Here is a 19,102-nt window from a genome sequence, read left to right on the forward strand (position 1 = left end):
TCAAAACGACCACGATTATTTTTGACTCAGCACGGTTTGCCTATGCACCATATTCTGGTGGTGGATGACGACGAGGAAATCACCGCATTACTCACGCAATATCTCACCCGTTTCGGTTATGCCACTTATGCGGCCTGCGACGGAGATTCCATGCGTGCCCAGTTGGCTGCCCAGCCCATCGATCTGGTGGTGCTGGATGTCATGCTGCCGGGCGTGGACGGGCTCCGGCTGGCCAAGGAGCTGCGCTCGCACTCCCAGCTGCCCATCATCATGCTGACGGCCCGCTCCAACCCCTTTGACTGTGTGCTGGGGCTGGAGCTGGGTGCCAACGACTACATGGGCAAGCCCTTCGAACCCCGTGAACTGGTGGCACGCATCCAGAACGTGCTGCGGAACTCGGCAGCCGCAGTGGCTGCGGCGATCAAGCCGGTGACCTTGCCTCCGGACCTGCTCGAGGTGGTGCAGTTCGATGGCTGGCAGCTCTTCACCATGGAGCGCCATCTGGTGTCGCCCGACGGGGTGGTGGTGCCGCTGTCGGGGGCCGAGCTGCGCCTGCTGTGCACGTTTTTGCGCACCCCTCGGCGGGTCTGCAGCCGGGACAAGCTGATGGAGCAGGCCCATGGGCGCACGATGGCGGCGTTCGAGCGCAGCATCGACCTGCTGGTATCGCGCCTGCGCAGCAAGCTCGGCGACGATCCCCGTTCGCCCACGCTGCTCAAGACCGTGCGCGGCGTGGGCTATGTGCTGGAGGTGCACCACGTCCAGGGCCACCCGGTCTGGCAGCGCTGACCAGACCGGCAGAGCGTCTTCACGGTCTCAGCTCAGGCCCAGCAATGCGGTCTTGAGCTGTGTATCGTCCGCCTGTTCGCCCAGCCAGAAATTGAGCAAGGTGTTGTAGAAGGCAATGTCCTGCATGGGTTTCACCACGCGGCGGCGGTTGTGCTCCACCACCGTGCCGGTTCCCGGAATCCAGTCCAGGGTCAGCAGGTCGCCGCTGCGCAGTCCGGAAGGCAGGTGTGCCAGGGCCTGGCTCAGGCCATTCATCTGCTCGGCCACACGGGCATCCATCTGGGCGATGTCCTTGGCCAGCTTGTCCAGCACGGCTTCCTCGAACTCTTTGGCGGAGATGTCGCGCATCAGCCGAATCACCAGGCGGCGCGGCCCGTCGCTGGAAAGCACGGCTTCGGTGGTGCGCCGCTGGTCACGCAGATACAGACCCACCGTGTAGACCTTGAAGAGCAGGCGTTTGCTGATGCCTGCGCCATTGAGCTGCAGCTGCTGCCCCGCCACCTGGGCGGACGCTCCGATCAGGGCAGGCTCCGCTTCGGCGGCGCGCACCAGGCTGGGCCAGCAACTGGCCACACAGGAGGCGATGGCCAGTGCAGTCTTGAATGGAGTGGACATGGTGATCTCCTTGCAAAGACGGGTGCAGCATCCGGCACTGCTGCGGGTCAACAAAATGGGACGCCGGCAGGAAAAGCAGTGCGGCGCCTACCAGATGGCCAGGGTGTTGGTGAGCACGCGCTGCAGCCAGGTGCGTTGACCGGCTTCCGAGACATCGCCACGGCCGACCACTTCCATCTTGGCGTTGATGACATCGGACGAGGCCACGATGTTCTGGGGACGGAAGTCGCGCGGATCGACGACCCCGGAGAAACGCAGGGTCTTGGCGTCGCCGTTCATGGCGATGCTGCGTTCGCCCGCCACCACCAGGTGGCCATTGGGGAGCACGTTGATGACCGAGGCGGCAATCTGTCCGGTGAAATTGCTGGAGTTGCTGGCGCTGCCGTCACCGCTGAAGGAATCGCTGCCGGAGGCCTGGGCATCCAGATTCAGGATGGAGCCCAGAAAGCCGGTGCCGGAATTGCTGCCCGGGCCCTTGTTGGCCATGGCGTTCTGGCGACTGGCGTCGGTCTTGGCCTTGCTGGTGGCGCTCATGGACTCGGCGATCTCGATCTTCAGCGAATCCCCGACATTGCGCGGCCGGGCACGGCCGTTGAATGGGCTGGTGAAGGTGTTGTTGTTGAAGAGGCTGCCGGTGTTGACGCGCTCGATATTGGCCATGCGTGGCAGGGCGGCCACTGCAACCGGGCTGTTGACAATGGAGGGGTCGCGCGTCACGCAGCCGGTCAGCATGCCTGCGCACAAGGCGGCGGAGGCCAGGAACAATGGGCGGAAAGGCATGGGCATCGGAATCTCCTGCGAAATCGGAAAAAGGGGAATCAGTCCTGGTAGCCGGTGACCAGGGCGGTCACGACCGGGCTGACCTTGCTGCGGGTGCTGGTCCACTGGCCGCGCGACAGGTAGGGGTCCAGCTGGAACTGGCTGCTGGAGATCAGCTCGCCTTCCTTGGAGCGCAGGGCCAGTTGGACCGAGGTCACATAGGGGCGGAAGTCACCCGTGAAGGGGGGGCGGCCCCAGTCGAAGTAGGCGGTGTACTCCAGCCAGACATTGCACAGGCGTGCCGCAGGGGCGGTGTCATACACCTTGCTGTCGATGCCGTGCTTCTGCAGTTCGGCCTGCAGGGCCGGTACCAGGTCGGGCACCTGTGTCTGGGGGTTGTACTCAATGCACACGCTGTTCAGCGGCGTGCGCAGGTTGTAGAGCGTGTTGGATGCCGAGGGAGGCGACAGCGCCACGGCGCTGTTGGCGACGACAGCGGCGGCCTTGGTCAGTTCCCACAAGGGTTCCACGGTGATGATGGCGCAGCCGGTTTGCAGTGCGCAGGCTGCAATGCCCAGGGTGGTGAGCAGGGGGGAGGGGATTCGCATGATGGGGCGTCCTGCGGTCTGTGTTCAGACCAGTTCGTTGAGAAGGGCGCGTACCGCCGAATTGCCCAGGGCCACATAGGAGGCCACGTTGCGCGAGCCGGAGCCCACGACATCCAGCACCGTTTCGGCACCGTCGGTGACCGCGCCCGCCACGGTGGAAGCCATCTCCACCGTGTCATCCCAGAGATCGGCCACGCCGGACGCCGTGGATTCCACCGACTGGGCCACGCTGGTGGCGGCCGATCCCAGGGAGTGGGCGACGCTGGACGCGGTGGACTCCACGGTCTGGGCCAGACTCACGATGGCGTCCAGGCCGTCTTCTGCCAGCTCGGCAATGCCGTCTCCCAGATCGCTCACCCCTTCCACGGTGCCGTCAATGCCCGCTTCCAGCCACTCCAGACCGGTGTGGCCTGCTTCGCTGAGCAGGGCCATGCTTTCGTTGCTGAAAGAGCAGATGGCGCTGGCAAAGTCGGATTCGCCTGCCTGCTGGGTGTCCGCCGCCACGCGGGGGCGCTGGATGTTGGTCAGCGCAGCGAGAGAACTGGAGCCGCTGCCTGAAACAGATGTGATGTCGCTCATCGCAATCTCCTTGAAAAGATGAGCGAATATTAGGAGTGTGCTGATTTATTGAATAAGACGATGAATGGGAGAAAATCAGTTCAAACTACAAAGCGCATACAGATAATCAACATTTTGGATACGAGATGGCAAAGAAAAGCATTATTTTGGCGTGCATCTTGTACGGTGTTTGAAATTATCCGGTGACGCTGTGCATACAAATTCTGATCAATGATATGGTATTGATTTTGGAATTTTGTATATGCGATGTAGCCAGTTTGTGTGGATTTTGTATGGCGCCATTTATTCTGGAATGTTTGTGATACAAATGCGGCATAGAAATGAAAAAGAAATGAAGACGACATGAATGCACTTCAGGCCATCCAGACGGTACGTGGTGCCCTGCAGCTGGGCACTGCCGTGCACCAGAAGCGTTCACTGGGCGATGTGGTGGGGGCCGTGGCGGGAACGGCCTTTGCCGCACAGACCGGGGGCGTGGGCAGCATTGCCAGCGGTCTGGTCGAAGACGTGACCGCCGCCGTGGTGGATGGCGTGGTGGCGGGTGTGACCGGCGTGGTCGATACCACGACCACGGCCGGCAAAGCCATTGCTGCCTACACCAGCGGCGGGATGAAGACCTTGGGCAAGGTCGTGGACTTTTTCGTCTGAAGCGCGCGCAGCCCAGGCGCCGGGCAGTACATGGTGGATGCCGCAGGCCTGTGACGAGATACCTGGGGTGCCGCGGTCATTGCCGGGCGTCCGCTCCGGTCTGGCGAACGCACCTCCAACCGGCTGCTGGCATGCATGGCGGCTGTGCGTGTGCCTGCCAAGGCCTGCGGAGCGCGGGCAGGCTGCTGCCCGTGCTCAGTCTCCGCCGCCCACGTGCGCAAAACGCGCTTGTTCTACGCCATCGACCACCACCGTCTCGGTGAACATGGCGGCTGGCCGCACCCACAGCGCGCCTTCGCCGTACAGCGGACGGTACACCACCAGGGCCTCCAGCGTTTCGCTGTGCCGGGCGACATCCAGCACCTGATAGAAGTTGCCTTTGTAGTGGCGGTAGCGGCCGGCAGGAATCAGCGGCAGAGGGGGAAGGGGTTCGGGGTGTGCCATGGCCGCCATGCTAGTGCCTGGGCGGCACGTCAACGGAAAGCACACCGCAAAAAAGAGATTCGGGCGGATATCGACAGTCTGGGGGCGTACGTGCCATGCAGACGGCCATGTAGATGGCTGGTGGCCAGCTACAACAAAGAAGCCGCCAAGCCGCCACCACGCCCGGGAATAGCCTGCAATGGGACAATGCAGGCTATGCACCCCAAAGCCCTTCTGGACGCTTGCGCCGAACTGGTCAAGCTGACCCTGCAATTTCAACACCCGGCCGATGCCGTGGTGTCCCGCTATTTCCGTGACCACCGCAATCTGGGCCCGCGCGAGCGCGGCACGCTGGCCGAAACGGCCTACACGGTGTTGCGCAAGAAAACCCTGTTCGAAGCCCTGGCCCGCAACGGCAGCGGCCCCAAGGAACGGCGCCTGGCCATCCTGGGCTTTCACGGCCCGCGCGACTTTCTGAAAGCCGCGCTCAGCCCGCAGGAGATCAAGTGGGTCGATGAATGCGATGCGGTGAAGCCCGCAGAGCTGATGCCCCAGCACCGCCACAACCTGCCCCAGTGGATGGCCGATGCGCTGCAAGCCCAGGTGGGCGATCAGTTCGAGGCACTGGCCGCCAGCATGCTGGAGCCCGCTCCGCTGGACCTGCGTGTCAACGCCCTGAACGCCAAGCGCGCCGAGGTGCAAAAAGAGCTGAAAGAAGCCGGTATCCGGGCCGAAGCCACGCCGTACTCCCCCTGGGGGCTGCGCGTGGACAGCAAGCCTGCGCTGACCAGGCTGGAAGCCTTTGTGAAGGGCCGTATCGAGGTGCAGGATGAAGGCTCGCAACTGCTGGCCCTGCTGCTGGACGCCAAGCGCGGCGAAATGGTGGTGGATTTCTGCGCCGGTGCCGGCGGCAAGACCCTGGCCATTGGCGCGCAAATGCGCAACACCGGCCGCCTGTATGCGTTCGATGTGTCTGCCCACCGCCTGGAGGCGCTCAAGCCCCGTCTGGCACGCAGCGGGCTGTCGAATGTGCACCCTGCCGCCCTGGCCCACGAGCGCGATGAACGCGTCAAGCGCCTGGGCGGCAAGATCGACCGCGTGCTGGTGGATGCGCCCTGTTCCGGCCTGGGCACCTTGCGCCGCAACCCCGATCTGAAGTGGCGCCAGGACCAGAATGCGGTGGCCGAGCTGACCGAAAAGCAGCTGTCCATCCTGACCAGCGCTGCGCGCATGGTGAAGTCCGGTGGCCGCCTGGTCTACGCCACCTGCTCCGTGCTGCCCGAAGAAAACGAGCGCATTGCCGAAGCCTTTCAGCAAGCGCATCCCGACTTCGTGCCGCTGGATGCCGGTCAGACGCTGGAGAAGCTGAAAGTGGAGCACGCCGCGACGCTGTGCGCCGGCGGCGACACCGGCACGCAGTATGTGCGTCTGTGGCCCCACGCCCACCAGACCGACGGCTTTTTTGCGGCCGTGTGGGAACGCAAGTAAGCGCAGCTTCCGCCCTGGAATCCGGCTGTGTTCGCCGCTGGAAAAAATCCCCGCAGCTGAAAGGCTGGCGGGGATTTTTTTATCGACGGTTCGGGCGCGCAGGCGTTCAGTCTGCTGACGTGGACAGCGCAAAGCCTTCATCTTGCCAGCCGGTGATGCCTCCGGCCATGATTTTGACGGGCCGGCCCAGTCTGGCCAGGCGCAGTGCGCCCCGTGCAGCACCGTTGCAGTGGGGGCCGGCGCAGTAGGTCACAAACACGGTGTCGGCAGGCCACCGTACGAGCTGGCTGGCGACCAGTTTTCCATGCGGAAAATGGATGGCACCCGGAATGTGGCCCCGGGCAAAAAGGGCTGCCGAGCGCACATCGAGCAAAACGAAATCTGCGCCCTGGGACAATGCGTCGTGCACATCCCAGCAGTCGGTTTCAAAAGCAAACGCTGCTGCAAAGTGGGCTTCTGCAAGTGCCGAGGGGGCGGCGGGAACGGCGGTCACTGCGGTGCTCATGTCAGGCTTTCTTGGTGGTGAAGCCGAGATGGTGCTTTGCCGGGGAAACTGCAACAATTGGCAGCCAAGCCATTGATCGACAACTTTACGCCAAACTGTGTGACCACCACCGGCCCCGCATCGCCCCCGCAACTCCACGGCCCTCTGGTGGTGACATTGGTGCACGACCAGCTGTGCACCTTCGAGTTTTCCATTGCCGCAGAGATCTTCGGGTTGAGCCGGCCCGAAATGGGATCCGGCTGGTACCGCTACGCCTGTGCGGGCATCGAGCCCGGGGTGTTGCGTGCGCAGGGAGGGCTGCTGGTCACACCGACGGCGGGGATGGAGTTGCTGGAGCAGGCGGATCTGATTGTGGCGGCTGGCTGGAAAGGGACCGATGTCCCGGTGCCGGACGAATTGACGGCGGCGCTGCGCAAGGCGTGGCAGCGCGGAGCGCGTCTGGCCTCCATCTGCTCGGGGGCGTTTGTGCTGGCGGCCACCGGCCTGCTGTCCGGCAGGAAGGCGACCACCCATTGGCGTTACAGCGACAAGCTGCGCACGCTGTACCCCGACATTGCCGTGGATGCCGATGTGCTGTACGTGGCCGAGGAGCGCATATACACCTCGGCAGGCAGTGCCGCCGGCATGGATTTGATGCTGCACATCGTGCGCGAGGATTTCGGCGCGGAAGCTGCCAACCGTGTGGCCCGGCGCCTGGTGATGCCGCCGCACCGCAGCGGTGGCCAAGCGCAGTTCATTGAAAGGCCGGTGCCGGCAGACCGCCATCACCGCATGGTGGCCGTGCTGGACCGGGTACGGACCGAGCTGGACGCCCCATGGACGGTGGAGCGCATGGCGGACGCCGCAGCAATGAGTGTGCGCACCTTTCTGCGCCGCTTCACGGAGTGCACCGGGAAGTCCCCTGGCCAGTGGCTGATTGCCGAGCGTATTGCGGAAGCCCAGCGTCTGCTGGAATCCAGCCACCTGTCCATTGAACGCATTGCCGCACTGGTGGGTTTTGGCAGTGTGCAGGCCCTGCGCCACCACTTCCAGAGCAGGCTGACCGTGTCGCCCTCGGCGTACCGCCGCATGTTCAGGCTCCATCCCTGACCAAGGGGGCATGTGGCAGCGGCCATGGGCGGCGCCGTCCACCGGGAATCCCCCGCCCGCGTCTTCCGCATGCGGGGACTGGGGGCGGGGCGGTGGCGCTGCTGCTGCCGGGCGCACCGACGCGGGGATTATTTCGTGGGTCCAACCTGCGGTCGGCTGACCGTGCTGAACACGTATTTCAGGCTGTCGCCCAGTGTGGTTTCCCAGACCATCCATTCGTGCTTGCCGTTGACGATGCGCAACTCGGCCGGTTGCTTGGCTTTGCGCAGCTGGCTGTAGAGCTGGGTGGCTTCGGCTTCGATGGCAAATTCATCGTCGTCGCCCGAGTTGATGTACATGGGGACCTTGATGCCCTTGGCCAGGAAGGCGTCCATCAGCACCGGGTAGTTGTACTGCTGCCAGACCGTCTTGCTGTAGGCGCCGTTGGTGTTGGGCTCGGCAAACACCTTGACGTGGCGGGCGGAGGAGTCGGCAGGTGGCTCGGGGTTGTAGATGGCCGGCGAGAGCAGGGCCGCCGCCTGGAATTTCTCGGGGTACTGCAGCACCATGCGCAGCGCGCCGTAGCCGCCCATGGACAGGCCTCCGATCACCCGGCCGTTGCGGGCGTTGATGGTGCGGTAGGTTTTCTCCACATGGGGCATGAGGTCCTGGAGAAAGGCGGTTTCCATCTTCTCCTTCAGGTCCACATACCAGTTGGTGTTGGCGTCGGGCATCACATAGATAGCAGGCGGAATGTCGCCATTGGCCACCAGCGTATCGACGGTTTTTTGCATCTTGCCTTTGACGGCCCAGTCGTTGCGCGCACCGTCATTGCCGTGCAGCAGGTACATCACGGGGTAGCGCACATTGGGGCTTTCGGCATAGCCGGTGGGCAGGTAGACGTTGTAGGTCAGGGCGCGGCCCAGGGCGGGGCTTTGCACTTCGGCAGCACGCACTTCGCTGGCCTGTGCTGCCGGGGCGATGGCTGCCATGGCGGCGCAGGCCAGCAAGGCTGCGCAATAAGTGGAGGGGGTACGCATGGGTGTTGTCTCCTGTGGTTGTAATGCGACCCCCATTATTGGGAGCCTGATCTGCCGTCAGCTGTCGCGTGGGTGGAACGGGGCAGCGGCTTTGGGCAGGGCGGTGGGCGCGGGTGGCGAATGCAGAGAAGGATGGGGCTGCCACTGCGGCCGATGGGGACTGCTGATGCGCTGTCATGCAAGCCGACCGTCTGTTTGAGACCCGCGCTGTGGTGGCCTTCGGTCACTGGGCCTCTGTGCGGATTACGGACTGCGATTCGGGACTCTGAGGCTATGCATCAAGCTATCATCCACGCGGACCCCTTGATTGAGAGGGATGGATTCATAGGGGTCTGCACGTCCGTTCCCATGGACGGTCGTATCAATCCAGTCAGGTTGCACAGGCAATGGGCCAGAAACTCCCGCAGGGACACATCGATTTTTACCGGGCGATTGACGATCTGCTCTGGAGCGAATGGGATCCCATCGGTATCTCCGCGATGGACTGGCCCAGGGATGAATACCACGCGTACCTTCCTCGCGTCTTCAGCCTGGCCATGGGCACGGATGATCCCCAGGTGATTGCGGACTACCTTGAATGGGCCGCCGTGGAAAGAATGGCACTGGACCCGAATATGGGGCACTCAGTTGAGATTGCCCGCAGGGTGCTGGCGAAGAAGCAGGAATATGGGCTTTGAGCGCCATGCATGACCCCATATGGCTTGCCAGGCCTGCAGTTGCCCGTGAAGACAGACCTTTGATGGCAAAACGGGCATGGCTCTGCTGATCCAGGAGATTCCTTCCACCGATGCGCCCATGGCGCTGCTGCTGCTGGCGGACCCGTCGGAAGACAAGGTGCGTTCCTATCTGGCAGGGTCACGATGCTTTGCTGCTTTCCGTGATGGCGTGGTGGTGGGGGCTTGCGTCGTCCAGCCGCGCGGCGCCGGCGTGCACGAGCTGATGAGCATTGCCGTGCTACCTGCCCATCAACAATCCGGTTACGGCACGGTGCTGCTGCAATGGGTCATCGATTGCTTTAGCGCATCTGGCGCCAGCCAGTTGGAGGTGGGTACCGGGACGTTTGGCTACCAACTGGCCTTCTACCAGCGCCATGGTTTTCGGGTGGCCAGCATTGACCATGACTTCTTCGTCAAACACTACCCTGCGCCTGTTTTCGAGGATGGCATACAGCACCGGGACATGCTGCGCCTGAGGCTGCGGTATTGACGGCGCTGCCGGGAGATTTCGCCGATGCGGTGCCGCTTGGCATCACCGCTTGATCCCGGCATGGGATGGAATGCCATGGGAATCCATACCCATGGATAGAAGCATTCAGCCGACGGCTGTGAATTGGTTCACTGGCAAGTCGACTGCTGCAAGCCCGATGCCATCGCCGTTGCGGTTCTCACCTGCAGTTGGGTCGGGCCGCCGCTGGTGTGGAGGCTTCGGACTGCGGGGCAGCATAAAAAATCCCTGCACCGGCAGAGGCCGGGCAGGGAGGTGTGGTGGCCGCTGCAGCGCCGGCACAAGGCGTTGCAGCGGTTCAGGGCATGGCGGGCTTACGCCGCCACGGCCTGGGTCAGCAGTGCGTCGATGTCGGCGTGGGCGGCCAGTGTCTGGGCGCAGGCATCGGCTGCTTCTTCGCCCTTGTGGACAAAGTGGGTGCGGAAAAAGCCCAGCAGGTCTTCCGTGGGTTGGAAGTTGTGTGGCGTGAGCGCCACCGAGAACACGGGCACGCCGGTGTCCAGCTGCACGCGCATCAGGCCGTCCACCACAGCGGCGGAGACAAATTCGTGGTGGTAGATACCGCCGTTGACGATGACGGCGCAACCGATCACGGCATCGAACTGGCCGGAAGCGGCCAGCTTCTGCGCCATCAGCGGGATTTCAAAGGCACCGGGCACTTCCACCTGGTGCAGGCGTGCCGGGGCGGCACCCAGCGCCGTCAGGCGGCGCACGGCGGCGTCGCGGGCCTGGTGCACCACATCGCTGTGCCAGTTGGCGCTGACGATGGCGATGCGGGCCTGCTGCAGTGCTGCACGGGTGGCCTGGGAGGAAGAAACGTTGGCGATAGTGGTCTGATTCATGGTGTTGGTCTTGCAAAGACATGGAACAAATGAATCAGGGCGCGCGAAGGCAAGGCAGCCCGCAGCAGCCGGCGCACCGACGGGCAAAGGATTGCCGCGCCCATGCGCTGCCGCCCCAGGCTGGGGGACAGGTCTTCACGTTGCTCTTTCATCCGGACTGTGACCGTCGGCTCTGGCATCGCACCAGATCTGCTGACCCTGAAAGGCATGGCCTTTCAGGCGCTCGCGGGCTCGCAGCCGAGGCTGCATACCGCCGGTGGGGAATTTCACCCCGCCCTGAGAACGTCGCCGCTCCAAGGAAGCGGCAGTGCCATTGTAGGCCGGTGCCGATGGCACCTGCGGTCACATAGGCAACCCGGCAGCTTGGCCATGGCGCCGCTTCAGATGGCTGCCGTGCGCCGCACGCCCAACCGGCGCAGCAGCGTGCGCAGGCGCCGCCATGGCGTTGCACTGGCTGATGCAGATGCGGGCAAGGGTGCCATGTGGCACTGCAAACGGGCCGGACCACCCTGGCTGCCGACCTGCAGCCACAGCAGGCAGGGGGCGCGCCAGCGTTGGCCGGTGGACAGCTGCCACTGCAGGCTGGGCGCACCGTCGACCAGGCCCTGGGGGCCGCTGTGCAGCAGCAGGCTGCCGTGGCTGCAGAACAGTTCACTGCCCGCAGGAACGACCAAGGCATGGGGCTGGCCGGGGTGGATACAGAACAGTTGCGGTGTGGGCTGCGCTGCGGTGGACGATGTGGACGAGGGGGCGCAAGAGGGCGAGAAGGGGTGCATGTCAGGGCCTGTAGAGCGTGTGAAACAGTGCCTCCAGCGTAAGCAGAGGAGCCCTTGCGCAACAGGCACAGCCCCGACCTTTGTGCGCCGCAGCAGTGCAGATGGCGACATGACTGTTCTGGTGTTTGGGTGGTCAATCTGTATCTGTTGCAGAACAGATGCCTGGGGCATGATGGCACCCTGCTTGTTCCACCGGCGTTCCTGCGGGAACGAGGCCCATGACCCTGGCCCCAGTTGCTGCCACCCTTCCTCTGTACCGCCGCCTGGCCGGCGACTATGCCCAGGCCATGGACCTGGGCACCTTGCGTGTGGGCGAGCGCATGCCATCGGTGCGGGAGCTGATGCGCCGCCACCAGGTCAGTCTGTCTACCGCATTGCAGCTGCTGCGCCATCTGGAGACGCAGGGCCATCTGGAGGCCCGGCCCCGTGTGGGCTACTTTGTGCGCGATGCCCGTGTGCCCGCCAGTGGTGCGCTGGACCTGACCAGCGAGCCCGACCTGAGCCAGCCGGTGCAGCCCGGCGCGCAGGCGCACTTTGTGGGCATCAACGAACACATATCGCTGCTGCTGGAGCGCGGCCGCCAGGCCGAGGTGTTCCTGGATGTGGGCGGGTGCACGCCGCCGCCTGCGCTGTTTGACCACAAACACCTGAACCAGCTGGTGGCACGCCTGCTGCGCGAGCACCCGCAGCTGCTGGTGCAGGGGCGTTCGCTGCTGGCCAACCAGGGCAACCACCCTCTCTTTCAGCAAGCCATGGCGCGGCGCGCGCTGGCATCGGGCATCCGGGTGGCGCCGACCGATGTGCTGGCCACCACCGGCAATTCCGAGGCCGTGAGTCTGGCGCTGGCGGCCGTGGCCCGGCCCGGCGACATGGTGGCAGTGGAGTCGCCCACCTACTATGGCCTGCTGCAGGTCGTGGAGTCGCTGCAGCTGCAGACACTGGAAATTCCCTGCAGTCCGCGCACCGGCCTGTCCATCGAGGCGCTGGAGCTGGCGTTCCAGACCCAGCCGCGCCTGAAGGCCGTGGTGGTGGTGCCCGAGCTGCAGATGCCGCTGGGCACGCGCATGCCCGATGCGCACAAGGCGCGGCTGGTGGCGCTGTGTGCCCAGTACGGTGCGGCGCTGATCGAGGACGATTCCTATGGCCTGTTTGTCGAAGGCAGCCAGCCGGTCAAGCCGCTGAAGGCCTGGGACAGCGTGTCCGGCCATGTGATCTATTGCCAGGCATTCAACAAAAGCCTGGCGCCCGGACTGCGCCAGGGCTGGATGAACGGCGGCCAATGGCATGGCCGGATACAGATGCTGAAATTTGCCCAGAGCCGCAACACCCAGACCCTGGGCCAGATGGTGGTGGCCGAAGTGCTGGGATCGCCCGCACACCAGCGTAGCCTGGAGCGGCTCAAGGCCCAGCTCAAAACCCAGCGCGAAGCCATGGCCCGGCTAGTGGCGCGCCATTTTCCCGTGGGCACGCGCATGAGCTTGCCGGCCGGAGGTCTGTGCCTGTGGTTGGAGCTGCCCGAGGGATTTTCCAGCGCCCAGCTGTTTGGCGATGCGCTGGCGCAGGGCATACGCATTGCGCCGGGCAGCATGTTTTCTAATTCTGGCCGCTATGAGCACTGCATGCGGCTGGCCTGCACCCACCCGGTGGACGCCACGGTGGACAAGGCGATGCAGTTGCTGGGGAGCATGGCCTGCCGCCAGCTGGGGCAGGTGCCGCGTGGCGGATAGCTGCGGCAGAGCAGGCAAGACAAACGCCCGCTGAGTCGACGGGCTTGTGCTAGATGGCGGCACGGTACCTTTCGAACGTTCCCTGGGCAGCCCCTCGGCAGGCGTATGCCTGCCGAAGTGGATGCAGAGGGTGTTGATGCAGTTCACGCACGGCGCTGCGGACTGCTGACCTTGTTGCAGGGCTCTGGCCAGCACACCAACGGGCCGGGATTTCACGGCCGGGGTGGGTCGCCGACGGCGGCTTTTTTGAGCATTGCGGTGTACGGGCTTGCACGGCACAGCGTGAGTTTGTCACCGGTCACTTGACCGTCACCGGCACGGATCCTGTGCAACCCTGCAGCAGCCCATGGGGTGCAGAGAATACGGCGCAGCACCGCCGATCACTGTTTCCGCTTCGCGCTCCGCTTGCGCAGCCAGATCAGCACACCGGTGACGCTGAGAACCGTGACGCCTGCGCCGACCAGGGTGATAGCCAGTCTATAGGCCATTCCCCCGACCGAGGCCATGTGCAGATTGCTCATCCAAGTGATGAAGGTATCGCCCCCTGCCGCTCCGGTCGGCCACCATGTGGCGACCAGTACCCCGGTGTCGCCGTCGAGAAACAGCCGGGTGCTGCCGCCGCGGTCTTTGATGTCCAGGCTGCTGCGCACGTCGTAACGGTACTGCCCCCGCGACGGGTCGTAAGCCAGAGAACTCTCTGCCTGCACCGCGAAGCCGCGCAGCGCCGCTTGTTCCTGCATGAGCTGGCGTGCCTGCAGGTGGGCAGCTTTCCAGTCGAGTGCGGGCTGCCACAGTGGCTTGGCGCGCCGGGGCAGATCGGTCGTGGCTGGCTGCTGCGTGCCGAAGGCCCGCACCATGGGGTCGTGCCATTGCGGCAGGTTGAGGGCAAAACTGCTCCAGGCCAGAACGAACAGGGCAGGCCACAGCCACAGGCCACCGGCGCGGTGCAGGTCGAAGGTGGCGCGCCAGCGGTTGTGCAGGTCCAGTTTCCAGGCACGGGCCCAGCGTCCCAGCCAGGGGCGTTGGGCGTTGTTCGATGTCGCCGGCAGCGTCAGGCAAAAGCCCACCACGCTATCGATCATCCACAGCAGCGACACCAGGCCCAGCAGCCAGGTCCCGACCGCCCCCCATGCCAGCGAATAGTGCAGACGGTAGATAAAAGGCATGAGGTTGCGCCAGGTCTGACCTATGTCGCCCCAGCGCCGCTCGCCCAGGATGCGGCCGCTGTACGGGTCGACAAAGACCTGGTCGTTCTCCAGCGCACCGGTGCCAGGCAGGGGGCGCAGCAGAAACACCATGGCATGGCCGGGCTCCTGCGCCAGGGGGACACGCATGGCCAAGGCTTGGGGATGGCGTGCCTGGACCACGTCGCGCAACGCCAGCGCGTCCATCGGTTGGGCGCTGGTGTAGGAGCCCGTGGTCCGAAGCCAGTGCGGATTTAACGCCGCATCCAGCTCGGTGTTCCACACCAGGAGGCTGCCGGTCATCCCTGCCACCACCAGGAAAGCTGCCAGCGTCAGGCCGGCAAGCCGGTGGGCGATGACCAGCGCGCCCCGCAGCGATGCTTTGCGCTGCGGCATCACCAGCGGTAGGTCAGGTTGGCGCTGGCCTGGCGGGCGTCACCGTAGTGGCAGATGGCGTACTCGCAGTTGGTGAACTTCTTGTCCATGAGGTTGCTTACATTGACGCTGAGGTCCCAATGGGCGTCAATGCGGTAGCCCAGCATGGCGTCGACGAGCGTGTAGACCGGCATGGGCGTGGCGATGCCCGAAGCACGGGTGGTCCCCTTGTAGCGGACCCCCGTCGCCAGGCGCAACTGCGGCATGCCCCAGGCGGCGAAGTTGTAGTCCGCCCAGATCGCGGCCTGGTGGTAGGGCGTGTCCTCGCTGCGCTGGCCGATTTCGCTGGCGATGGTGCTGCGGGTGGTCCGTGCATCGGTATAGGCATACGATGCGATCACGCTGAGTGCGCGCGAGACTTCGGCCTTGGCTTCGAGCTCAAAGCCTCGTGAGCGCACCTGTCCTGTCTGGCGGTAGGCGTTCTGCCCCGCATTGAACTTCAGCACATTGTCCTGCACCAGCTCGTACACCGCAGCGCTCAGCAGCATGCGGCTGCCATCCGGCTGGTAGCGCACGCCAGCTTCGTACTGCTTGCCCTTGGTGGGCCGAAAGCTCTGGCCGGACACTTCGGACACCGAAACCGGGAAGAAGGATTCGCTGTAGCTCAGATACGGCGCCAGTCCGTTGGGTGCCTTGTAGACCACACCGGTGCGCCAGGTGGTGGCCTCGTCCTTTTGCACAGCGTTGCTGCCGTCGCGGTGTGCGGTCTGGTCCTGCTGTGCCCAGTCGCGGCGCAGGCCGGCCAGGATGGTCCAGCGGTCTCCCAGGTTGACCTGGTCTTGCACGTACAGGCCGGCTTGCGTGGTTTTTCGGCGCGAGCCGCGGTTCAGTGCAGGGTCGCGGTTGACCACCACCGGCTGGCCATAGTTGTAGCTGCCGAGATTCAGCGAAGCGGTGTTGGCGCGGAAATTCTGCGAGTCATAGTCCATGCGGTAGACGTCCATACCGGCCAGCAGGGTGTGCTCGGCCCCCAGCAGCTTGCCGTTCCATTCCACCCGGGTGTCGGATGTCAGGCCCTTGGCGTGTTCTCGCCGGTCGCTGTACTGGCGGCGCAGCACACCTGTAGAGGCTGCGGCGTCGATGGCAGCTGCACTCGTCTGTGCCTGCAGATAGTTCCAGGTCACTTTGGATTCGAAGAAGCGCAGGCTGTGGTGGATGCGTGTGCTGGCGTTCAGCGCGTGCTTCAGTTCATAGCCCAGCGTGAACATCTCGCCTTTCATCTTGTCGTAGTGCGGCTCGCCAATGAAATCGCCACGGCCGATGGTGTGGGGGCCGTTGCCTATGCCTTCGACCAGTTGGTAGGGCAAGGGGGCAGAGAAGCGCGTGTTGGTCTTTTGGTAGAACGACAGCAGGGTGAGCGAGGTGTCCGCGCTGGGCCGCCAGGTGAGGGCGGGCGCAATGTACAGCTTGTCGTCCGGAATGTAGCGATCTGCCGTGTTGCTGTCGCGCCCCAGCATGGTCAGCCGGTAGTCCAGCATGTCACTGCCGGCCACAGGGCCGCTGAAGTCTGCCGTCAACTGGCGGCGGTTGTGGTTGCCCAGCTGCAGTCCCAGTTCCCGGATGAGCTCTGACGTGGGGCGCTTGCTGACGGCGTTGACCACCCCGCCGGGCGACAGCTGCCCATAGAGCACCGAAGCGGCGCCGCGCAGCACTTCCACCCGTTCCAAGCCATAGGGCTCCTGAATGCCATCGTAGGAGTTGCTTTGCAGCCGCAAGCCATCGCGCATGGAACCGCTGTTGGCAGACTCCACATCAAGGCCGCGGATGCGAAAACGGTCGGCCGTGCGGCTGAAGCTGGTGGGCTGGGTGGTGACGCCCGGGGTGTAGTTCAGCGCCTGAGACAAGGTCTCGGCCTGGCGGCTGCGCAGCTCATCGCTGGTCACCACCGACACCGACTGCGGGGTGTCGATGATGGCGGTATCCGTCTTGCTGCCTGCCGTGGCGCGCCGCGCCACATAGCCCGACAGGGGACCGGTTGCTGTTTCCGTGTCCGTGGCGGCGGTGACTGTCACGGCGGGCAGCGCAGACATGCCCTGGCCCGCAGGGGGCAGGGGCCGAATGGAGATGGTGTCCGGGCCGCTGCGCACCGCCACCAAGTCGCTGCCGGCCAGGGCCAGGTCCATCGCTTGCTGCAGGCTGAGGCCGCCCGGAATCTCCGGAGCGGATTTGCCCTGCAGCAGCGCTGCATCGGCGCCAATCGCGATACCGGTTTGCCGCGAGAGGGTATGGAGCGTCTGTGCCAGCGACTGGGCCGGCACGGACATCTGTACATGCTGCGCGTTGCCGGGTGTCTGGGCCTGGGCGCCGGGCGTGATGCCGAACATGGCGAATGTGGTTGCACAAGCCAGGGCGGCGTGGCCCAGCGGCGACAAGGCAAATGCGCGTGCGGCGGGCGCGGTCAGGAGATTTCGGTTCATTAGAAGGTGCTTCCGTTGGAGGGGTTCCAGCAGAAGACCAACGAAGGCCTTCAACCCTGACAAAAAATTCGCGACGTTGTGCGAGGAGGCCGTCGAGAGGCTTGGGATGCGGGGCGTCTCAACGCAATTCCACGGTCATATCGCCCGCAGCGCTGTGCTGCACGCGTACCGGCAGCATGTCGGGCAAGCCTGTCAGAAAGGCCTGCGGCTGGCGCAACGGAAAACTCCCTGACAGTCGCAGTTGCCGCAGGCGTGGGTGACTGCCCAGGCGCAGTGGGCGCGACAGGTAGTCGTTCCATTGGTCCAGGACCTGGTCCAGCGGGGTGTTGTTGAAGACCAGCCATCCATTGCGCCAGGCGGCCACGCTGTCGGCAGGCGCATGCGAGCGAGGCCTCAGACCGCTCTGATCCGCTTCCACTGCGTCTCCCGCCGTCAGCGTCATAGGGGCAGGGCCCATTTCGGTGGGGCCTCCCGTACGGTCGGCAGGCCACACGGCGACCCGGCCTTCGGCCACCTCCACGCGCATCTGGCCGGTGCGGGCGCTGACGCTGAACACCGTGCCCAGCACGCGCACGTGGCCCCAGGCGGTGGCCACTGTGAAAGGGCGGTCCACGTCCTGGGTCACACGGAATCGCATTTCGCCGTGGTCCAGCTGGACCTCGCGCCGGTCGCGGTACATCACGATGCGCGCGCGGGTGTGCGGCGCAAGGCTGACTTCCGAGCCGTCGGGCAGCGGCATGTCACGTTGCTGTGCGTGTTCGGTGTGCAGCGCCAGTTCGAAGACAGGCTGTTGCCAATACCAACGCCCCCCTCCCCACAGCATGGCTGTCAGCCCCCCCAGTCCCAGCAGCCCCAGCGTGTTGCGCCTTGCGCGCTGCGGATCATGGCGCTGCGGTGCCGGAACGCTCGACTGCAGAAAGCTGCCGTCGGTGCTGGCCCACAGGTGCTCTGCCGTCTCCAGTGCAGCGCGGCATTCCGGGGAGCCGGTGCGCCAACGTTCCAGCTCCTGCCCGGCCGCCATGGCCGAGGCCGGATCCCCCCGGTGGGTACGGCCCACCAGCAGCAAGGCGGTTTCCACCAGTTTGCGAGGAGGTTCAGAGGATGCCATGGTGTGAGATCGCTTCCATCGTCAGGCGCGCGAGGGCGCATAGGCCGCGCAATCCAGGATGCCCCGCATGACGTGGCGTTCGATATTCGTTTCGGTCATACCCAGATGTTCGCCGGCTTCGCGGTAGCTGTAGCCATAGATGCGCACCAGGATGAACACATCGCGCCGTTTGTGTGGCATGGCTTCCAGCCTTTGGAGAAACAGGCTCAGATGCTCGCGGGCCATGGCCGTGCTTTCGGCGGAGGGCGCACTCGTGGGTGTGACCAAGCGAAGCACATCCAGTACCCGTTGTTCGGCCTGCCGCCGGGTCGCGCCGCTGGCCGCCAAGTTGCGTGCCGTCTGGTAGAGCAGGGCACGGGCATCCCGCACGGTTCCTCCTGCGCGCTGCAAGGCATAGATGCGGGTGTAGGTGCTTTGCACCAAGTCGGCGGCCACATCACGGTCGCCTGCGCTGCGTGTGAAATACCGCAGCAGTTCTCTGTAGTAGCGCTCTGGCACAGGGACACCTCAGCCGGATGACAAAAGAGAACTCCTGGCTTGGCTGAGATCGTTGTGACAGACCTGTTGCTGGGGAGGAGAGAGCCGGGATTGTAACGAGCTTGTAAACGCCGGATGCGGTGGAGGTGTTCCGAGTGGCCGGTGCAGGGGCGTCATGGGTAAAGGCAGGGGTGGCCGGCCATCAGGCCCACGCATCAGGTCCGGAACCTGTGCGGTCCCTGCATGGCTGGGGCCCAGGCCCGCTCAGCACCTGAAAACCACCCGACCGGGAATGGTTGCTGCAAAAAAAAGGACACCGAAGTGTCCTTTTTTTGCTGATGTGGTGCGACCCCGAGAAAAGCGAAAACGCTGTTCTTGCGGTCCCAACGA

At 64.5% G+C, this 19,102-nt stretch carries 20 protein-coding genes and 1 riboswitch; of the genes, 7 read left to right on the forward strand and 13 right to left on the reverse strand.

Going from position 1 to position 19,102, the window contains the following annotated elements; genetic code table 11:
- Positions 1-42: 42 nt before the first annotated feature.
- Positions 43-789, forward strand: coding sequence for a response regulator (locus tag B3349_RS09030; protein ID WP_291588321.1), 747 nt, complete (start codon positions 43-45; stop codon positions 787-789).
- A gap of 27 nt (positions 790-816) precedes the next feature.
- On the opposite strand, the gene B3349_RS09035 is transcribed toward B3349_RS09030, so the two are convergent.
- The 4 genes from B3349_RS09035 to B3349_RS09050 all read right to left on the reverse strand — a co-directional run bounded on the left by B3349_RS09035 (position 817) and on the right by B3349_RS09050 (position 3,350).
- Positions 817-1,404 (reverse strand): chalcone isomerase family protein, encoded by a 588-nt coding sequence (locus B3349_RS09035; RefSeq protein WP_291588322.1) that lies wholly within the window; start codon positions 1,402-1,404, stop codon positions 817-819.
- An 87-nt stretch (positions 1,405-1,491) separates the two neighbouring features.
- On the reverse strand, positions 1,492-2,190 hold the full coding sequence (locus B3349_RS09040; protein ID WP_291588323.1) for a flagellar basal body L-ring protein FlgH: 699 nt from the start codon (positions 2,188-2,190) through the stop codon (positions 1,492-1,494).
- Between the two features lie 32 nt (positions 2,191-2,222).
- The gene (locus B3349_RS09045; RefSeq protein WP_291588324.1) at positions 2,223-2,771 is read right to left on the reverse strand and encodes a cell division protein FtsI; all 549 of its coding nucleotides are present in this window, start codon (positions 2,769-2,771) and stop codon (positions 2,223-2,225) included.
- A 24-nt stretch (positions 2,772-2,795) separates the two neighbouring features.
- Positions 2,796-3,350 carry a hypothetical protein gene (locus tag B3349_RS09050; protein ID WP_291588325.1) on the reverse strand — a complete coding sequence of 185 codons (555 nt, stop codon included), beginning with the start codon at positions 3,348-3,350 and terminating at the stop codon, positions 2,796-2,798.
- A gap of 342 nt (positions 3,351-3,692) precedes the next feature.
- On the opposite strand from B3349_RS09050, the gene B3349_RS09055 reads away from it, so the two are divergent.
- Positions 3,693-3,998: a hypothetical protein gene (locus B3349_RS09055; RefSeq protein ID WP_218332867.1), complete on the forward strand. Its 306-nt coding sequence runs from the start codon at positions 3,693-3,695 to the stop codon at positions 3,996-3,998.
- A gap of 195 nt (positions 3,999-4,193) precedes the next feature.
- On the opposite strand, the gene B3349_RS09060 is transcribed toward B3349_RS09055, so the two are convergent.
- Positions 4,194-4,442, reverse strand: coding sequence for a DUF1653 domain-containing protein (locus B3349_RS09060; RefSeq protein WP_291588326.1), 249 nt, complete (start codon positions 4,440-4,442; stop codon positions 4,194-4,196).
- A gap of 195 nt (positions 4,443-4,637) precedes the next feature.
- Between B3349_RS09060 and B3349_RS09065 the strand changes: the two genes are divergently transcribed.
- Positions 4,638-5,909, forward strand: coding sequence for an RsmB/NOP family class I SAM-dependent RNA methyltransferase (locus B3349_RS09065; protein WP_291588327.1), 1,272 nt, complete (start codon positions 4,638-4,640; stop codon positions 5,907-5,909).
- 106 nt (positions 5,910-6,015) lie between these two features.
- On the opposite strand, the gene B3349_RS09070 is transcribed toward B3349_RS09065, so the two are convergent.
- The gene (locus B3349_RS09070) at positions 6,016-6,414 is read right to left on the reverse strand and encodes a rhodanese-like domain-containing protein (protein WP_291588328.1); all 399 of its coding nucleotides are present in this window, start codon (positions 6,412-6,414) and stop codon (positions 6,016-6,018) included.
- Between the two features lie 99 nt (positions 6,415-6,513).
- Here B3349_RS09070 and ftrA point away from each other — a divergent pair, with 99 nt between their 5' ends.
- Entirely contained in the window at positions 6,514-7,503 is a 990-nt protein-coding gene (gene ftrA, locus B3349_RS09075) for a transcriptional regulator FtrA (protein WP_291588329.1), read from the forward strand.
- A 128-nt stretch (positions 7,504-7,631) separates the two neighbouring features.
- Here ftrA and B3349_RS09080 read toward each other — a convergent pair whose 3' ends face one another.
- Positions 7,632-8,522, reverse strand: coding sequence for an alpha/beta hydrolase (locus tag B3349_RS09080; RefSeq protein WP_291588330.1), 891 nt, complete (start codon positions 8,520-8,522; stop codon positions 7,632-7,634).
- A 386-nt stretch (positions 8,523-8,908) separates the two neighbouring features.
- Between B3349_RS09080 and B3349_RS09085 the strand changes: the two genes are divergently transcribed.
- Together B3349_RS09085 and B3349_RS09090 are read left to right on the forward strand one after the other, a co-directional pair.
- Entirely contained in the window at positions 8,909-9,199 is a 291-nt protein-coding gene (locus B3349_RS09085) for a hypothetical protein (protein WP_291588331.1), read from the forward strand.
- A gap of 76 nt (positions 9,200-9,275) precedes the next feature.
- The gene (locus B3349_RS09090; protein ID WP_291588332.1) at positions 9,276-9,728 is read left to right on the forward strand and encodes a GNAT family N-acetyltransferase; all 453 of its coding nucleotides are present in this window, start codon (positions 9,276-9,278) and stop codon (positions 9,726-9,728) included.
- Positions 9,729-10,060: 332 nt separating this feature from the next.
- On the opposite strand, the gene B3349_RS09095 is transcribed toward B3349_RS09090, so the two are convergent.
- Positions 10,061-10,588 carry a 6,7-dimethyl-8-ribityllumazine synthase gene (locus B3349_RS09095; protein WP_291588333.1) on the reverse strand — a complete coding sequence of 176 codons (528 nt, stop codon included), beginning with the start codon at positions 10,586-10,588 and terminating at the stop codon, positions 10,061-10,063.
- Between the two features lie 135 nt (positions 10,589-10,723).
- A riboswitch (FMN riboswitch) is annotated at positions 10,724-10,876 on the reverse strand.
- A 92-nt stretch (positions 10,877-10,968) separates the two neighbouring features.
- A complete protein-coding gene (locus B3349_RS09100; RefSeq protein WP_291588334.1) occupies positions 10,969-11,364 on the reverse strand; it encodes a hypothetical protein in 396 nt (131 codons plus the stop codon).
- Between the two features lie 218 nt (positions 11,365-11,582).
- Between B3349_RS09100 and B3349_RS09105 the strand changes: the two genes are divergently transcribed.
- Positions 11,583-13,091 carry an aminotransferase-like domain-containing protein gene (locus B3349_RS09105; RefSeq protein ID WP_291588335.1) on the forward strand — a complete coding sequence of 503 codons (1,509 nt, stop codon included), beginning with the start codon at positions 11,583-11,585 and terminating at the stop codon, positions 13,089-13,091.
- Positions 13,092-13,471: 380 nt separating this feature from the next.
- Here B3349_RS09105 and B3349_RS09110 read toward each other — a convergent pair whose 3' ends face one another.
- The 4 genes from B3349_RS09110 to B3349_RS09125 all read right to left on the reverse strand — a co-directional run bounded on the left by B3349_RS09110 (position 13,472) and on the right by B3349_RS09125 (position 18,733).
- Positions 13,472-14,671: a PepSY-associated TM helix domain-containing protein gene (locus tag B3349_RS09110; protein WP_291588336.1), complete on the reverse strand. Its 1,200-nt coding sequence runs from the start codon at positions 14,669-14,671 to the stop codon at positions 13,472-13,474.
- A complete protein-coding gene (locus B3349_RS09115; RefSeq protein WP_291588337.1) occupies positions 14,671-17,127 on the reverse strand; it encodes a TonB-dependent siderophore receptor in 2,457 nt (818 codons plus the stop codon). Before B3349_RS09115 ends, B3349_RS09110 begins: the two co-directional genes overlap by 1 nt.
- 118 nt (positions 17,128-17,245) lie before the next feature.
- Positions 17,246-18,235 carry a FecR family protein gene (locus B3349_RS09120; RefSeq protein WP_291588338.1) on the reverse strand — a complete coding sequence of 330 codons (990 nt, stop codon included), beginning with the start codon at positions 18,233-18,235 and terminating at the stop codon, positions 17,246-17,248.
- A 21-nt stretch (positions 18,236-18,256) separates the two neighbouring features.
- Positions 18,257-18,733, reverse strand: a complete 477-nt coding sequence (locus tag B3349_RS09125; protein WP_291588339.1) for an RNA polymerase sigma factor — start codon at positions 18,731-18,733, stop codon at positions 18,257-18,259.
- Positions 18,734-19,102: the final 369 nt, after the last annotated feature.

This window comes from Comamonas sp. UBA7528 (assembly GCF_002479375.1).
Lineage (GTDB): Bacteria > Pseudomonadota > Gammaproteobacteria > Burkholderiales > Burkholderiaceae_C > Comamonas.